At 49.2% G+C, this 16,794-nt stretch carries 12 protein-coding genes and 1 other RNA gene; 4 read left to right on the forward strand and 9 right to left on the reverse strand.

The features are described from left to right. Window positions 1-284 precede the first annotated feature (284 nt). A complete protein-coding gene (locus PHQ97_04805; protein ID MDD4392056.1) occupies window positions 285-407 on the forward strand; it encodes a hypothetical protein in 123 nt (40 codons plus the stop codon). On the opposite strand, the gene PHQ97_04810 is transcribed toward PHQ97_04805, so the two are convergent. Both PHQ97_04810 and PHQ97_04815 read right to left on the reverse strand, forming a co-directional pair. Continuing rightward, entirely contained in the window at window positions 389-1,063 is a 675-nt protein-coding gene (locus PHQ97_04810; GenBank protein MDD4392057.1) for a DUF1847 domain-containing protein, read from the reverse strand. The genes PHQ97_04805 and PHQ97_04810 overlap by 19 nt on opposite strands. Window positions 1,064-1,177: 114 nt before the next feature. After that, complete coding sequence (locus PHQ97_04815) at window positions 1,178-3,367, reverse strand: ATP-dependent RecD-like DNA helicase (protein ID MDD4392058.1); 2,190 nt, start codon at window positions 3,365-3,367, stop codon at window positions 1,178-1,180. A gap of 405 nt (window positions 3,368-3,772) precedes the next feature. On the opposite strand from PHQ97_04815, the gene PHQ97_04820 reads away from it, so the two are divergent. Beyond that, window positions 3,773-4,609, forward strand: a complete 837-nt coding sequence (locus PHQ97_04820; GenBank protein ID MDD4392059.1) for a glycerophosphodiester phosphodiesterase — start codon at window positions 3,773-3,775, stop codon at window positions 4,607-4,609. Window positions 4,610-4,757: 148 nt separating this feature from the next. Here PHQ97_04820 and PHQ97_04825 read toward each other — a convergent pair whose 3' ends face one another. Both PHQ97_04825 and PHQ97_04830 read right to left on the reverse strand, forming a co-directional pair. Next, complete coding sequence (locus PHQ97_04825) at window positions 4,758-6,086, reverse strand: MFS transporter (GenBank protein MDD4392060.1); 1,329 nt, start codon at window positions 6,084-6,086, stop codon at window positions 4,758-4,760. A gap of 229 nt (window positions 6,087-6,315) precedes the next feature. Then, on the reverse strand, window positions 6,316-6,762 hold the full coding sequence (locus PHQ97_04830) for a hypothetical protein (GenBank protein ID MDD4392061.1): 447 nt from the start codon (window positions 6,760-6,762) through the stop codon (window positions 6,316-6,318). Between the two features lie 677 nt (window positions 6,763-7,439). Between PHQ97_04830 and PHQ97_04835 the strand changes: the two genes are divergently transcribed. Continuing rightward, window positions 7,440-8,114 (forward strand): DUF554 domain-containing protein, encoded by a 675-nt coding sequence (locus PHQ97_04835; protein MDD4392062.1) that lies wholly within the window; start codon window positions 7,440-7,442, stop codon window positions 8,112-8,114. A gap of 131 nt (window positions 8,115-8,245) precedes the next feature. Here PHQ97_04835 and PHQ97_04840 read toward each other — a convergent pair whose 3' ends face one another. Beyond that, complete coding sequence (locus PHQ97_04840) at window positions 8,246-8,977, reverse strand: hypothetical protein (protein ID MDD4392063.1); 732 nt, start codon at window positions 8,975-8,977, stop codon at window positions 8,246-8,248. 189 nt (window positions 8,978-9,166) lie between these two features. After that, complete coding sequence (locus PHQ97_04845) at window positions 9,167-11,032, reverse strand: ABC-F family ATP-binding cassette domain-containing protein (protein ID MDD4392064.1); 1,866 nt, start codon at window positions 11,030-11,032, stop codon at window positions 9,167-9,169. A gap of 528 nt (window positions 11,033-11,560) precedes the next feature. On the opposite strand from PHQ97_04845, the gene PHQ97_04850 reads away from it, so the two are divergent. After that, a complete protein-coding gene (locus tag PHQ97_04850; GenBank protein MDD4392065.1) occupies window positions 11,561-13,135 on the forward strand; it encodes an AMP-binding protein in 1,575 nt (524 codons plus the stop codon). An 82-nt stretch (window positions 13,136-13,217) separates the two neighbouring features. Here PHQ97_04850 and dnaK read toward each other — a convergent pair whose 3' ends face one another. The 3 genes from dnaK to ffs form a co-directional block, all read right to left on the reverse strand. Continuing rightward, window positions 13,218-15,149: a molecular chaperone DnaK gene (gene dnaK / locus PHQ97_04855; protein MDD4392066.1), complete on the reverse strand. Its 1,932-nt coding sequence runs from the start codon at window positions 15,147-15,149 to the stop codon at window positions 13,218-13,220. A 42-nt stretch (window positions 15,150-15,191) separates the two neighbouring features. Continuing rightward, window positions 15,192-15,842, reverse strand: a complete 651-nt coding sequence (gene grpE, locus PHQ97_04860; GenBank protein ID MDD4392067.1) for a nucleotide exchange factor GrpE — start codon at window positions 15,840-15,842, stop codon at window positions 15,192-15,194. A gap of 679 nt (window positions 15,843-16,521) precedes the next feature. After that, an RNA gene (gene ffs / locus PHQ97_04865) (signal recognition particle sRNA large type) lies at window positions 16,522-16,767 on the reverse strand. Window positions 16,768-16,794: the final 27 nt, after the last annotated feature.

Raw genomic sequence — 16,794 nt, forward strand, 5'->3', positions numbered from 1 at the left:
CAACTCACGATAGGCGTCCGGCGGATGCAGGTAAATATAAAGGCACTGACAGATGATGCGCAAGGTTACGACACGGTACGCGAATTGCGTTGAACAGAAGGAAGGCGGTATCCGTTTTGTAATTCCAAACGAGTAATCAAAAGGGGGTTCAACGAAAAGGGGCCTGCCAGACAGCGCTATGGGTGTAAAAATTGCGAAAAACGCTTCGATGCTCTGACCGGCACCCTATTGGCTGAACGCCATCACCCCTCTGGATAGTGTGCCTTTATTTCATGAGACTGAATTTGTCCAATAAACGGATCGACAGGGAACTGGATCTGGACCGCACCGAAGTTCAGAAAATATCCACACAACTTCGTAAAGGAATGGAAATTCCCATACGATTGAATTATTTCAAACTGCGATAATAGCTGTCAATATTATAAACAGCGGCCAGAGGATTGTGGCCCAGCAGACGGTCCTTGACCGCCAGCACCGTACACGGGGCCTCGGCATATTTGAAAAACAGCGAATCATGTCCGACACACAGCCCGAGCAGAATATTAAAATCCGTCTTTTCATCGTTTAACATCATTGCCTGCAGAACAGGATTACACATGGTTTCAAACTGCCCGCTGCAGATTTTTTCCTCTTCTTTGACACCGATGACTTCCTTAGGCACCCGCCCCACCTTGCACACGACCGATACCACCTCAAAGCCGCCGGATGAGAAAACCGCCTCTACGATTCCGGCCTCCTTGCGAAGCCCTACACAGAACGCAAGCCCCAAACGCCTGTATTTCATCTTTTTCGCAAATTCCATCACTTCCACGATACGGGATTTAACCGGTTTAACATGGGCATACCCCAGATGTTTATCTCCATAGCCTTCAGCCTCCTGAAGCGATGACTGCCTGGCAAACTCCTTTACCTCCGGTATTTCATATTCCTTCAGGCTCTTTTCGATGATCGCCTGTTTGGTTTTGGTCGGACAATTTTCCGGGGACTTGCCCCCTTCGATTTTGCACAGCCTCTGTGCCATTTCAAACGGACACCGGGCACATTGAGCACCTTTGTCAGACATGTTTTTCGACTCCTTTCAAAAATTTGCGAAAACTGGTTTTAAAATATAAAAAAAACAGGCTTCAGGCAACGCTCAGGACCTTGACCGCTGACTCATGACTGCTTCTTCTCCAACTTACAACGGTAGAGTATACTGCCTGAGCCGCTGATCCAGGCGGGTAAAGCGTTTCTGAGTCTTGTCGTTATGAACGGCCATGGCCAGTGCTTTGCGGCTGCCCACCATCACGACCAGTTGTTTGGCCCGTGTAACGGCCGTGTAGATCAGATTGCGCTGCAGCAGGATATAATGCTGCATCATCACCGGAATCACCACGACCGGATATTCAGAGCCCTGGGATTTGTGAACCGATACGGCATAGGCCAGCACCACTTCATCCAGCTCCGAATAGTCATAGACCACATCGCGCCCGTCAAAAGAGATAATCACGTCCTGGTCTTCGGCCAGGATCTTCCGGATTCGTCCGATATCGCCGTTAAAGACCTCTTTATCATAATTGTTTTTGATCTGCATGACCTTATCGGTCACCCGGTAGGTACGGCCTGCCCGGACAATGCCCCCGGTGCCGGGATTCAACGCCTGCTGCAGTGTTTCGTTCAGGTTGCCGGCGCCGACAATTCCCTTGTGCATAGGCGTCAGCACCTGGATATCATCGACCGGATCATGCCCGTAACGGGCCGGTATCCGGTCCCGGACCAACCGCAATATAATGTCGAGCACTTTTTCCGGATCTTCCTGCCGAATAAAATAAAAATCGGTCTTCGGGCCGGACGAATCCATATCCGGCACAATGCCACTGTTGATCTTGTGGGCATTGACGATAATCCGGCTGTTTTTCGCCTGGCGAAAAATCTCATTCAGTTCCACCACGGGCACAACCCCTGAGCCGATAATATCGTTGAGCACGTTTCCGGCTCCCACCGACGGCAGCTGATTGACATCGCCTACCAGAATCACGGTCGCCTGAACCGGCACGGCTTTGAGCAGATGATGCATCAGAATGGTATCAATCATCGAGGCCTCGTCCACGATGAGCAGATCACAGTCCAGCGGGCTATCATCGTTTTTCTGAAATCCGCCCTTTTTAAAACTGTATTCCAGAAGCCGGTGGATGGTTTTCGCTTCATGGCCCGTTGTTTCGGTCATGCGCTTGGCCGCCCGGCCCGTCGGAGCGGCCATCAGAACGGTGGCATGGTTTCCGGAAAAAATTTTGAGTACCGAATTGATGATGGTGGTTTTTCCGGTTCCCGGTCCCCCGGTGATCACCAGGACCTTGGTGCCGATGGCGCTTTTAACCGCTTCGACCTGTTTTTCCGCCAGCTTGATGGCCAGATGCTCCTGGACCCACTGGATCGCGCGGTCCGCATCCAGGGCAGGACCCGCTTTCGGAGCGCTCATGAGCATACGGAGCCGGCTGGTAATGCGGGTCTCGCACAGGTGATATTTAGCCAGATATACGGCCTTGTAATTTTCCTTAAACGCCTCGATGCTCTCATTGAGATCTTCGATAACAATTTTCTGCGCAGCACAGATCGCCGCCAGGGCATCTGCGATCACCTCCCTGTCCACCTGGAGCAGCTCCCGGCATTTTTCGATAAGCGGCTCATACGGGTAATAGACATGGCCTTCATCGGCCAGCCGGTGCAGCACATAGATGATCCCGGCTTCGGCCCTGAACCTGGACTGTTTATCAAAACCGAGACTGGATGCAATCTTGTCGGCCGTAACAAAACCGATGCCGAAGATATCGGTAGCCAGTCGATAGGGATTTTCACTGACCACGGCAATGGCGTCGTTTCCGTATTCTTTGAAAATTTTGGTGGCATAGCCGGAGCTGACCCCGTGGCGCTGCAGAAACACCATAACCTCCCGGATTTCCTTCTGGGCCTGCCAGGCGCCGCGGATCATTTCAATCCGCTTTTTTCCAATGCCGTCGACCTCGGCAAGCCGCTCGATGTGATGCTCGATAATATCGAAGGTATCCTCACCAAAGGCTTTGACAATCCGGGCAGCCATTTTCGGACCCAGGCCCTTGATCAACCCGGATCCCAGATATTTTTTGATACCATAAACCGTCGCCGGTACCGCGGTCTCATAATTGACCACCCTGAACTGCTCGCCAAACCGGGGATGTTGGGTCCACTCGCCTTTCATGTTCAGGACTGCACCCGGCGCCGGCTCCATGATATTGCCGACCACCGTCACCAGATCCGGACGACCATAGACCTTCAGCCGGGCTATGGTGTAACCGTTTTCTTCATTGGCATAGGTAATTCGTTCAATTTGACCGGATAAATCGATTAGCATAGTGATAAACGTTATATAAAAGCCTCAATGAATTTTCCATACTTACTGCCAGAATACACCTCAGTTATTAACACTATATGGTTGAAAGGTATATATTTTTCAGGCTTGATCATTACTGCGGCCATATTCTCTTACGTGTAGTTTCAAAGTCCCGGCCGTTCCCGGCGTATCGTGCTGGAGAAGCCGGGACCGGCCGGGACGGTCCTCACGACGTTATGGCCGAAGTTATGATCAGGCCGGCACCTGATATAGCCTGGCATCATGCCTTACTCCGAATTTTTCTTTACACAGATCGCCACCAGCCTTTAAAATAATACAACAGGCGTTGTCCGTATTCGCACCTGTCTGTTTTCACAAATGGTTTTCATGGCCCTGAGTATCATTTTTGATAAAGGATGCAATCCCATGCCTGTATCTCGCTGGATAAAAATGGCATTCCACAGGCTTATAAATCAATTTTATTCCCGCTGGCCACAACCCATACCCGCCAGGAAACGGTTTGAGGATGTTCATATCATCTCCCACCGGGGCGAGCATGACAACCTCAGCCTGATAGAAAACACCATCCCGGCATTTGACCGTGTCCGGGATGAAGGCGTCTGGGGCATCGAACTGGATATTCAGTGGACCCTGGATCACCAGCCGGTGGTATTTCACGATACAACCGGACGGAGGCTGTTCGATTCAGAGGCTGAAATCCGCCTTCTGAGCCTTTCGGAACTTCAAACGGATTTTCCCCTGATCCCGTCCCTGGAGGAAGTTATCGACCGATACGGGGGCAGCCTGCATCTGATGATCGAACTCAAAAAAGAGACATTTCCGGATTCTCCGCGACATATCCGGCAACTGAAAGACCTGCTGTCCCCCCTTTCGCCTCAACGTGATTATCATCTTCTGTCATTGAATGAGCCCCTGTTTGATCGGATCGATTTTTTACCTTCACAGACGTTCATACCGATTGCCGAACTCAATTTCAGGCATCTGAGCGCTGTCGCACTCCGGAAACACTACGGGGGAATTACCGGCCATTACCTGTTTCTGAACAACACCCTCCTGCAAACCCATCACCGGCAGGGACAACAGACAGGAACCGGTTTTATTGAATCCGAAAACTGCCTGTATCGTGAAATCAACCGGGGGGTGGACTGGGTGTTCACGAATCAGGCTGTCAAACTTCAACGGATCTGGGAAAAAAAGCGGGTGGCGGATGGAAATTTTGCTGAAGCATCTTTAAAAAATTAAGTTTGATGGCCTTGTAAAAAGTCATATCTATCCCTCATCTGCCATTCACCTTAAATAAAAATTTTAGTAATTTCAGTATGTTCTGGATTCCCGCTATGCGGGAATGACAGGGGTGGGTATTTTTTACGAGTTCATCAATTTTCAACACCTATAATTTTTTTGCTTCCTCCCGCCCTTTTTCCTCATCCACGAACTGCAGCAGTACCAGTCCGCACAGAAAAAGCAGCAGCACCGAGGCAATGGAGCATCTGGACGCCAGCCGGCCGATATGGACGATCTGCTCCGGCGTCGGCAATGGCGGCATCAGCATCTGTCTTACCCCAAGACCCACAACGCCCATCAGAACCGGACCGATAATAGCCGCAAACCGGCCCAGCATATTGTAAAATCCGAAAAACTCGGCAGATTGCGATTCGGGAATCAAGCGGGAATAAAAGGATCGACTCAACGCCTGGAGGCCGCCTTGGACCAGGCCGATCATCACAGCGAGAGCATAAAACTCCCGGGGTCGCGTCATGAATACCCCCCACAGGGTGATGCCCATGTAGGTGGCCACCGCCAGGCAGATGGACCGACGGACGCCCCACTTCTGCCCGAGCTTGCTGAATGCCAGCGCGGAGGGAAACCCTACAAACTGGACGATCAGAAGGGCTGAAATCAAATCGGACGATGCGAACCCCAGAGATATGCCATAGTCCACGGCCATGCGGATAATGGTATCGACCCCGTCGATATAGCACCAGTAGGCCAGGAGAAACACCCCGACCACTTTTAAATGCCGTATCCGCTGAACGGTCCGGGCCAGTTGACGAAACCCTTCCAGGCCCATATCCCCTGTTGCGGGTTGCCCGGAGCCGGGCGGCTCCTCCCGAACCCAGACGGCCGTGAACAGGGCAAACAGCCCCCACCACAGGGCCACGCTGAGAAATGAGTACCGAACAGCTTCGGTGGCATCGGCCAGCCCGAATCGAGACGGATACAGGGTCATCAGCACATTGAAAAGAAACAGAAGGCCGCCGCCCAGATACCCGAGGGCATAACCCAGTCCGGACACCACATCTCTGTCCCGTTCACTGGCAACTGCCGGCAGCAGGGCATCGTAAAAGACATTGGCCCCGGAAAACCCGATTCCCCCCAACACATAGACGAACACCGCCCAGCCCCACTGCCCCCTTTGCACCTGAAACAGGCACGCGGTCATCAGCACGCCCAGGTACGCAAAGCCCAACAGAAATTTTTTCCGTGCCCGGCCCCGGTCCGCCATGGCACCCAGAACTGGCGCCATCAATGCGATCAGCAGGCTGGCACCTGAATTGGCCAGCCCCAGCCGGGCGGTGCTCAGATTGGCATCCACGCCGAAGCTCCAGTACTGTTTAAAAAACAACGGGAAAAAACCGGCCATCACCGTTGTGGCAAACGCAGAGTTTGCCCAGTCATACATGGCCCATCCCCATATGGATTTATGACAGGGTTTCATAACGGCATTTTGGCCCCGATACGTTGAGGTGAAAAAAAAATACGGAAAGATCAAAGCTGAATACAGGGGGAGCATAGAACAAAACAGGCATTACGACAAGATTTTTTGGCGGGGACCAAGGGCCCGGATGGATACATCCGACAGGCTGTGACCGTGTTGCGCCAGCAGTTAAAGGGAGCAAACCCGTGCGGGGGCATGTCATTGACTTTCACAAAATCCAACTGATTATTCAGGCCGTTCCAATAGGTTCTGCATCGGAAAGCAGTTCGTTCCTCCGATAATCCGAAATGATTTTTCCAATGAGCTGATTTTTCATTTTTTCTATCATATACGTAATCTTGGAAATCATAAGGCCCCTGATCAGATAGCCTACGGCGAATTGTTGGGATTTATCCAAGCTGGCGGTGTCAATCGTCTTGAAGATATCCTCTATCACCGGGGCAATCATGTTGTTCATCTGTTTCTGGGCAGATGTCAATTCTCCATTCTTCTTTGTACCCCATACCGCAGGAATAATGTAAGTAATGGGCCGTGACAGCAATTCAGTCACAAACGCTTGAAACACATCGACGGCGACCTGATCAATAAGGGTTCCCATACGTTCAACCCGTGCCATCAATTCACCGGAATCCGGCATGTTTTCCTCATGATATCTGCTGCGCTGAAATGTTTTCATAATATAATCCCTCCGGAAATTTCCCTTGCTATCATCTGCCTGATACAAATAGGAACATCCGGATTGGTATGTTCCGGTCATTTCATAAACGCATTATCCACCCGGAGGCATTCAGGATATGACGGTTTCTCGGAAAGCCGGCTGCGAAAAAAATCAGCGGACCTGTCTGCCTTAACGAGTCAAATCAGTCAAGCCCCTGTGAAAAGCGGAATGTGAACGTCAATTGATGAACAACCGTTGCCGGGTAAAACGAAGATTGGGAGTAAGCTCAAAAAGTATCCGTGTTTATTAAAATAATAGATCAGCCATAAAATTCAAGTCAACATATATATCAAGTATGTCAAGATATCATTGCTATTATAATCGTCATGCTTCGATTCGGCGACAAATCCGGCATCTTTCCGAACATTTTAAAACAGCAATCCGGTGCACCCGATCCGTCCGGAATCTGAAAATCACGTTGTTCATCCTCAAACCGAATTTTCTCGAGTTTGATTTTTTCCTGTGCTATAATTTTTCGAAAATGTCGCAGGTCTGTCCGACCTGTCCGATGAAAAAACAGACTGCCTCTCACAATTGGATATATCCGACATTTTTCCATCAACCTTTTGCAACCCACCTGATCGGTTCGAATCCTGTCGGGAACTACTCAAAAAATACATAGAAAGGGGTTGGGCGTGTTAGGTACTATTGTCAATGCTCTGGCCATTATCGCAGGCACATTGGTCGGCCTCATTTTCAGGCGGGGGATCCCCAAACGATATATAGACGGAATCATGACCGCTGTAAGCCTGGCAGTCATTTTAATCGGACTGAAAGGGGCTTTGAAATCCGACGATATGTTGATCGTCATTTCCAGTCTGGTCATCGGAACCGTAGCCGGTGAATTTTTACAGATTGAAGAAAATCTGGAAAAATTCGGCCGCTGGATCGGAGCCAAGTTCTCAACTGGCGGAGACAGTATCGCCAAGGGGTTTGTAACGGCAAGCCTTGTGTATTGTGTGGGGGCCATGGCCATTGTCGGTTCACTGGAAAGCGGACTGACCGGCAATCATCAGACCCTGTTTGCAAAATCCATTTTGGACGGAATCATTTCGATTGTTTTTGCCACATCCCTCGGAGCAGGGGTCATGCTCGCTTCCTTATCGGTATTCATATATCAGGGAATTATCACATTGACCGCATCGTTTATGGCACAGTTTTTAATTCCCTCTGTCATATCACAGATGACATCCGTAGGCGGATTATTGATCATGTGCATCGGCACCAACATGCTTGAAATAAAAAAAATCAAGGTTGGAAATATGCTCCCGGCAATTTTTATTCCACTGCTGTACTTTATGATAAAATAAAAGGTCTGATAAATCGCCAGATTCACGGCGGGCGAAAACTTTAACTGATCAAATACACTTAATATTTTGAGCAGTAAAATTTTCGCCCAACGCGGGAATTGACAAAACGGACAGCTTTTTTAAAGCACTATTTAAAAATTTAATGTCAGCGTATGAATTTTTCCGGTATCTTTTTCCAGCAGCTGAAGCCGGAGACTGCGAGCCGTTTTTGCTTCTCCCGGGAAAAACAGAAATCCAAAGGCAATAGCCCCGGGAGATACCGGCTGATTCTGCAGCGACTTTTCGCGCAAGTCCGTTGTGATGGATCTTCTGGCCTCATCTGACCCGTACGCACCGGCTCCCCCGATGGTAGCGCCTGCGGCTGCACCCACAGCCGCACCTTTTCCGACAGCTGACCCGATATTTTCACCGGTAACAATGCCGATGGCGGCGCCAATGATCGATCCGGCTGCCGCACCCAGAAAACCGTGATAAGCGCTCGACTTGAAAATCTCATTGGTTTCGGCATATTTTGTCGCCCGGTCATAGGCGATCTTGGTGTTGAGAACCGGCCAGATATTGCCTGTCTGATCTTCCAAAAAGACCTGGGTCCCATTCAATTCAAAGGTATGCGGCCCCTGGTTATCAAACACCACCTCAACCGGCAGCATACCGGCGGCCAGTATGTCAAAACCAAACGACTCTTTAGTCTTTGCCGGATCCGTGTATGCCCCGGCTGCCACCTGGACGCCACTGACGGTCTGAACATTCGGATACGTAGACGGCATTTTAAATGGTAACGGTTTTACCTTATAGGCCGTTGAACAGGCGGCCATTCCAACGATACAACTGACAATGCAAATCACCCTGAAGATTTTTCTCATGATCGTTCCTCCTGTTCGGGAAAGGTTAATGGCGAAATAAACAAATTTTACGATTTTACGAAACATTCTTTGCAAAGGCGTAACGTGCAAGAATCCGGATCAGGGGCTCACGCCTGAAGCATGGATTCCGCATCTCGTATCCAAGATTAGCAAAAAACCAATTACGCTGCAAGATCAAACAAAATCAGGCTATTCCAGCTCTCTGTCCAGCTGATCAAGCAGGACGTCATATTGTTTTTTTTCCGTTTCATACAATTCAGTCGATTTCTCCAGTTCATCAAACAAACGTTCGATGTCTGCCTGATACCGATGCATATCCCGTGACAGGGATGCGATCTTTTTGCCATCCTGCGCCTGGGACGCTTCCACCATGGCGGCATTGAGTTTGTCGAGTTTTTCTTCGCTTGCTTCTATCCCTTTTTCAGCCTTTTCAATCCGCTGCCCGAAAGGCTTCAATATTCTGGACCGTTCCCCAATAATCTCGGAACGACGCCGCCGCATTTCTTTTCTGGACAATTTCATCGTTTCAGTCTGATCCGCAGCTTTCTCACGGGACCGGGTGTCTGTGATTTCCTCTTCCCAGCCGCATTTTTCCAGAAATTGCTGATAATTTCCTTCAAACACGTCAATGCGACTGCCCTGGAACACAATCAGTCGCTCAGCAATCGCTTGAAGAAACATCTCGTTATGGGTCACCATGATGACGGTTCCGTCAAAGTTATCGATGGCCGCAAGCAGTGCATCACAGGATTCCATGTCAAAGTGATTGGTCGGTTCATCCAGCAGCAGAAGATTCAGCGGGGTGATCAGAAGTTTCCCCAGCATCACCCGGCTTTTTTCCCCGCCGGAAAGCACCTGAATTTTTTTCAGCGCCGCATCGCCTTCAAACATCATGGCACCGCACACGTTTCGCGCCTGTTGTCGATCCACATCCTCATGAGAATACAAAATTTCATCCTCAATCGTCCGGTTTCTGTCCAGCGTTTCGACATTGGTCTGTTCAAATACTCCCATTTTAATATTGGGATTAAAAACGATCTCACCCTCCTGCAGCGGCAACATGCCGGCAATCAATTTGAGCAGAGTGGTCTTGCCCTTTCCGTTTTTTCCGATAATGCAGACGCGGTCCCGGTTACCGATGGACATGCTCAGATTGTCAATTACCGGTTGATCCGGTTCATATGAAAACGTCACATTACGGATACTCAAAGCATTTTTCCCGGCATAGGGTACACACCGAAACGAGTAATCCAGGGCCTTGATTCTCTCGAGCTTATCCTGCCTGTCCATTTTCTCAAGCGTCTTGATCCGGGATTGAACCATTGTCGCAAGTCTTGCCTTTGCCCTGAACCGGGTGACAAACTGGGTAATCTCTTTTTCACGCCGCTGGTCATTGACCCGGGTCTTTTCGTATATTTCCTCGTCCAGGGCAATCTGCGAATAATATTTTCCGGTGTCCCCGGTTATCTTCCTGACTTTTTTACGGTGAATCCCGACGGTATGCGTCACCACTTTATCCACAAAGCTCCGGTCGTGGCTGATAAGTATCAGCTCCCGCGGCCAACTGTTCAAAAAGCCCTCGATCCACCGGATGGACATGATATCCAGGTAATTGGTCGGCTCGTCCAGAAGCAACAGGTCCGGTTCCGAAACCAGCACCTTGACAAGATTCAGACGCACCTGAAATCCACCGGAAAACTGGCCGGGAGGGCACTGCATATCTTCAGCGCTAAAGCCCAGACCTGCCAGTATTTTTTCCACTTTCCAGCAATGGTCCTTTTCTGATTCGGGAAGTCCTTTCATCCCCTCTTTGAGCACCGTATCTTCCGTAAACCCGAGTTGCTGGGGGAGATAGCCGATTCGATACCGTTTTGGGATACTGATCGTACCGGAATCATAAATTTCTTCACCGGTAATAATCCGGAACAGGGTTGTTTTTCCATGACCGTTCCGCCCCACAAGACCGATGCGCTCCTGTGAATTTACCTTAAAACTTATATTTTCAAACAGGACCTGACTGCCATAACTTTTCGTAAGATTCTCGATATTAATCATATCATCATTTTTCCATTGAACTTTTTTCAATTTCTTAAAAAAAAATCGAGCAGTTATCTGGCAAAAAATATCAACTCGCCACAAAGTCGCCGTGCGGCCCCATTCGATATTTTAGCGGACTGCCCTGCCGTATGCAAACCTGATTATCGTAACATTGAAACGATTCACCGTAAAGCAAGTTTGGCTGAAACTCAACCCCAACGTTACATAAACAAAATTGTGAAAAATAACTGCCGTATCGGGGTATCACGAACGGTTCCGTCCATAATTCCATTAAAATCAACACGTTGATTATCATCCGGGAAGGCCGGGGTTAATAGCATCTGAACGAAAACTGCCAATTTCACTTTGCGGTGCATGATGGCCGCTCAGGATAAATTCGGTTTACAGGCCTGTTGGCACCTTGACCGTTTCATGCTTGTCTGATATTTGCTTTATTCTGACGTGACAAAGCCGCTCTGGCGTTTCAATAGCCATAAGGATCCTCACCGCGGCCAATGTCCGAGCCTTATTGAAAGGAATACCGTTATGCTGATTACCGATATGCTGGCACGAAACGCCCGTATGTATGGAAATGAAATTGCGCTGGTCGAACGAGAGCCTGAAAAAAACCGACGCTCTGAAATAACCTGGAAAGAATTTGACGAAAGTTCCAATCGCCTGGCCCATGCACTGATATCGATGGGAATCCGAAAAGGCGACCGGGTCGTACAGCTGATGACCAACTGCCTTGAATGGCTGCCCATCTACTTTGGAGTTCTTCGAACCGGCGCCTGGGCAGTTCCGTTAAACTTTCGATTTGTCGCAACGACTATCCGGAGATGTGCGGAAACCGCCGAAGCCAAAGCAATCATCTTCGGAGAAGAATTCACGGAACGAATCAATTTCATTAAACCGGAGCTTGACCAGTTTGTCCAAATCTACATATTTACCGGTCCAAAGGAACGCTGCCCGGAGTATGCCCGGTCCTATCATAAATTAATCCTCGGCCAACCGGCAACAGCGCCTCTCGTTGATATCAGCATCACCGATGATGCAGCGCTTTATTTTACATCCGGAACTACCGGTAATCCAAAGGCGGCATTACTCACCCACCGGAATCTGGAATTTGCCTGCTTTGTCGAAAACAATCATCACCGCCAGACCCATCAGGACAATTTTTTGATCCTGCCCCCGCTGTATCATACGGGAGCAAAAATGCACTGGTTCGGCAATCTGATGGTCGGGGCTAAAGCGGTCCTCCTGAAGGGAATTGATCCGGCATGGATTCTGGAAGCAGTATCAGAAGAGCATGTAACCATCGTGTGGCTACTGGTCCCGTGGGCGCTGGACATCCTCTTTGCCATTGAAAGCGGAGACCTCAAGCTTAAAAACTTCAAGCTGGACCAATGGCGACTGATGCATATCGGCGCACAGCCCGTTCCCCCGAGCCTGGTCATTGAATGGAAAAGGATTTTCCCCCACCATCAATACGATACCAACTACGGGCTGACCGAATCCTCAGGACCGGGCTGCATTCATCTAGGGCTGGAAAACATCGACAGCGTCGGCGCGATCGGGATACCCGGTTTCGACTGGGAATTTAAAATCACCGACGCCGGACTCAAACCGGTAGACCGGGGACAGCCCGGAGAATTGATGATAAAAGGGCCCGGCATAATGAAAGAATATTATAAAAATCCGGAAGCCACGCACAGCGCGCTGGTCGACGGCTGGCTTTTGACGGGCGATATCGCCCGTCAGGATGAAAATGGATTCATCTGGCTGGTTGACCGGAAAAAAGATGTCATCATCACCGGCGGTGAAAACATCTATCCGGTCGAAATCGAAGATTTTCTCCAATCCCATCCCGACATTCAGGATGTGGCGGTTATCGGCCTTCCCAGTCCACGGTTAGGAGAGATTGCCACAGCCATAGTCCAGACAAAACCAGAACGATCTCTGACGGTGGAAAGCATCAATGAATTCTGTATGGCGCTTGCCAGATACAAACGCCCGCGCCGTATCATTTTTGCCAATGTCCCGCGCAATCCGACCGGTAAAATCGAAAAACCGAAGCTCAGAAAAAAATATGGCGGGATAACGGAAAGCTTTAAAATTTAGTTCGATGCAAGACTGCCTATAAAAAAGCCCCGGTGGCCATTCGGCCATCGGGGCTTTTTTTTAACACATTCTAACGAATTTATTATTTTTTATCATCTTTGACTTCTTCAAAATCCGCATCGACCACGTCTTCGTCACCACCGGCTCCGCCGCCGGCAGCCTGATCCTTTGCTCCGGCGCCTTCTCCTCCGGCCTGCCCGCCTGCCTGAGTTGCCTGCTGATACACGGCTTCGGCCAGCTTATGAGATACCTGAGTCAATTCTTCGCTCAGCCGCTTGATCTCTTCAATATCAGTGCCTTCCATGGCCTTTTTCAGGCGAGTGCTGACGGCATCAACCTTGTCCTTTGTTTCACTGTCGACCTTATCGCCGAGTTCCTTGATGGACTTCTCGGATGAATAAATCAACGCGTCGGCCGTATTTCTGACTTCCACCAGTTCTTTCTTCTTTTTATCCTCATCGGCATGAAGCTCGGCATCCTTGACCAGGTTGTTAACCTCATCTTTGCTCAGCCCGCTGGTCGCCGTAATTCTGACCGACTGTTCCTTTCCGGTTGCCAGATCCTTTGCGGATACATTCACGATCCCATTGGCATCGATATCAAATGTCACTTCGATCTGGGGAACGCCTCTCGGAGCCGGCGGGAGACCGACCAGCTCAAACCGTCCGAGCGTCTTGTTGCCTGCCGCCATCTCACGTTCCCCCTGAATGACATGAATGGATACGGCAGGCTGATTGTCAGCTGCTGTTGAAAACACCTGACTTTTCCGGGTAGGAATGGTGGTATTTCTTTCAATCAGCCGGGTCATAACGCCACCCAGCGTCTCAATTCCGAGAGACAGCGGGGTTACATCCAGAAGGAGTACGTCCTTAACATCCCCTTTAAGCACACCGCCCTGAATACCGGCGCCGAGGGCTACCACTTCGTCCGGATTGACACTCTTATTGGGTTCTTTACCGTATATCTGTTTGACTCGCGCCTGAACAGCAGGCATCCTCGTCATACCGCCGACAAGAATCACCTCATCGATATCCTTTGCCGAAAGGCCGGCATCCTTCAGCGCTGCCCGGCATGGGCCTTCAAGCTTGTCCAGCAGATCAGCGACCATATTTTCGAGCTTGGTTCTGGTAATTTTTATGTTCAAGTGTTTCGGACCGCTGGCATCGGCTGTAATAAACGGAAGGTTCACATCGGTTTCCATGGAAGTGGACAGTTCCATCTTGGCTTTTTCCGCTGCCTCTTTCAGCCGTTGCAGCGCCATTTTATCGGATCTCAGATCGATACCCTGCTCTTTTTTGAATTCACCTGCCAGGTAATCAATGAGACGAAGATCGAAATCCTCGCCGCCCAGATGGGTATCACCATTGGTTGATTTGACTTCAAAAACCCCTTCTCCGATCTCGAGAATGGAGATATCGAATGTACCGCCACCAAGGTCAAATACGGCAATCTTTTCTTCCGCCTTTTTGTCCAGGCCATAAGACAGGGCTGCGGCTGTCGGTTCATTGATGATCCTGAGCACATTAAGCCCGGCAATTTTTCCGGCATCTTTGGTTGCCTGGCGCTGGCTGTCATCAAAATAAGCCGGCACGGTGATAACCGCATCCGTTACTGTTTCCCCGAGATATTCTTCCGCGGTTTTTCTCAGGTTCGACAATATGTACGATGAAATTTCCGCGGGACTGGCCTGTTTTCCGTTCAAATTAATGCGCACATCGCCGTTGGATGCTTCTTCAATTTTGAATGGAAGAATTTTGATATCGTTCTGTACCTGCGCAGACCTATACTTTCGACCAATGAGTCGTTTCACGCCAAAAACGGTATTTTCCGGATTAGTAATAGCCTGTCGTTTCGCAATCTGGCCCACAAGGCGTTCACCGCTGCTTGAAACCGCAACTACCGAAGGGGTGGTCCGTCCGCCTTCGGGATTGGTAATGACTTTTACTTCCCCGCCCTCCATAACTGCCACGCATGAATTTGTGGTACCCAAGTCGATTCCTATAACCTTGCCCATTATTTTCCTCCTTAGATTCGTATCTATATAAAATTCATTTTATTATTGTTCATTCTGCCGCTTTTCATCTTCTTCGCTTCGGGTTTTTCCGGCGGAGACAACAACCATGGCCGGTCTGAGCAGACGGTCATAAATCAGGTACCCCCTCTGAAACTCCTTTAACACCGTATTTTCAGGATAGTCACCGTTTTCTTCCTTCATCATTGCCTGATGGAAATTCGGATCAAACGGCCTTTCAAGCGCATCAATGGGTTTGACACCAAATTTTTCAAATATTTTCAAAATCCCGCTCAGGGTCATTTCCACCCCCTGAACCAGACCGGAGCTATCACAGGAGCCGCTGTCCGATGAGCCGACAGCCCGCTCAAGGTTATCAACAACGGTAAGAAGTTCCCTTAAAAGCGACTCGTTGGAATATTTCCTGAACTCTTCCATTTCCCGGACGCCTCGTTTTTTATAGTTATCAAACTCTGCAGAAACCCTCAGCAACCGGTCATAAGTAGACTGCTTCTCCTGCCGCAGCTCTTCGATTACGGCCTCCAGCTCCTTTTCCCTGTTTTTTCCAGCAACGGCTTCAATTTCGACTTCGACAGAATCATCTTTTTCCTCAGTACCCGCTTGAGAAAGCGCCTCAGCCTCTTTAGTCAGCTTTTCAGCTTCCGCATATTTTTTTAACTTCTTTTTATCCGTCATCAGCTAATGTTCTCTCCTGATTCGTCTACACGAATAATTCGTTTTATCGGTTTATCATAATGTCTTATTCATGAAGCCATCGACACCATTAAACAAAATATTTACATTCCATGACTTGAATCAAACATATCTGGCTATCAGAGCAACAACCGGCAAAGCGCAACATATTGAATGAAGCTGTCAACAGAACCAGATGTTCACACTGCCGACATATCTATGCCATGGTCTCCCATGGCATATACAAATTAAAGGATATATAACCTGTTACAATGCACAAAAAATAATACTGTATAACGTGTTGTCAAGCTGACATTTTCTTCTTTTATGCCCGTGCCTTATTTTTTCAAACAAGGCTGTCAATTTCAGAAAATATGATTTGGCATGAGATGCTTGAGAGTCAGTCAGTCATCATGGTGCTGAAACGGTCAGAAACGAGCCCAACCGCCGTTTCTGTCCATCTTTGAAGAAATGACCGAACGGTTATGCGGCGGTTCGGTTGAAGAGGGTCATCCGGAAATGAAACTGCTTTTTTACATGTTCAGTGGATATGGCAAGAATATCGCGCGCAGGAATGTAATATACAACTTCGAAACCTGGCATTTTAGTGTGCAGCTGAAATTTGCAACGACAATTTCAGTCTTATACGGAGAAAAAGAATCTGAATGGTAAAAAAATTCGATTGTGCACCCCCTGTCGAATTCTTTCTGAATCGGATAAGCCATATCCTTAACCGGGATCGATCCACGACACAGACCGCATCACTTATCGCTGCTTCCTTCCGGACCTGACGAAGTTCGCGACCGTCTGTTGCGCGGCGACCGATCAGGATGGCTGTCACTTTCAGAAAAAACCCTATAGGGGGAATTCAGCCCCGCATAAAGCGGATTTCGGGTACAGGAAACCGCTAACTCCCCGCCTAGCACAACCGAACCTGAACTATACCGCCGGGTTA

The sequence above is a fragment of the Desulfobacterales bacterium genome (assembly GCA_028704555.1).
Taxonomy (GTDB): domain Bacteria; phylum Desulfobacterota; class Desulfobacteria; order Desulfobacterales; family JAQWFD01; genus JAQWFD01.

Coding starts and splice junctions, on each gene's coding strand:
- PHQ97_04810 (MDD4392057.1), bottom strand. CDS start 1,063: ATGTCTGACAAAGGTGCTCAATGTGCCCGGTGTCCGTTTGAAATGGCA.
- PHQ97_04815 (MDD4392058.1), bottom strand. CDS start 3,367: ATGCTAATCGATTTATCCGGTCAAATTGAACGAATTACCTATGCCAAT.
- PHQ97_04820 (MDD4392059.1), top strand. CDS start 3,773: ATGCCTGTATCTCGCTGGATAAAAATGGCATTCCACAGGCTTATAAAT.
- PHQ97_04825 (MDD4392060.1), bottom strand. CDS start 6,086: ATGAAACCCTGTCATAAATCCATATGGGGATGGGCCATGTATGACTGG.
- PHQ97_04830 (MDD4392061.1), bottom strand. CDS start 6,762: ATGAAAACATTTCAGCGCAGCAGATATCATGAGGAAAACATGCCGGAT.
- PHQ97_04840 (MDD4392063.1), bottom strand. CDS start 8,977: ATGAGAAAAATCTTCAGGGTGATTTGCATTGTCAGTTGTATCGTTGGA.
- PHQ97_04845 (MDD4392064.1), bottom strand. CDS start 11,032: ATGATTAATATCGAGAATCTTACGAAAAGTTATGGCAGTCAGGTCCTG.
- PHQ97_04850 (MDD4392065.1), top strand. CDS start 11,561: ATGCTGATTACCGATATGCTGGCACGAAACGCCCGTATGTATGGAAAT.
- dnaK (MDD4392066.1), bottom strand. CDS start 15,149: ATGGGCAAGGTTATAGGAATCGACTTGGGTACCACAAATTCATGCGTG.
- grpE (MDD4392067.1), bottom strand. CDS start 15,842: ATGACGGATAAAAAGAAGTTAAAAAAATATGCGGAAGCTGAAAAGCTG.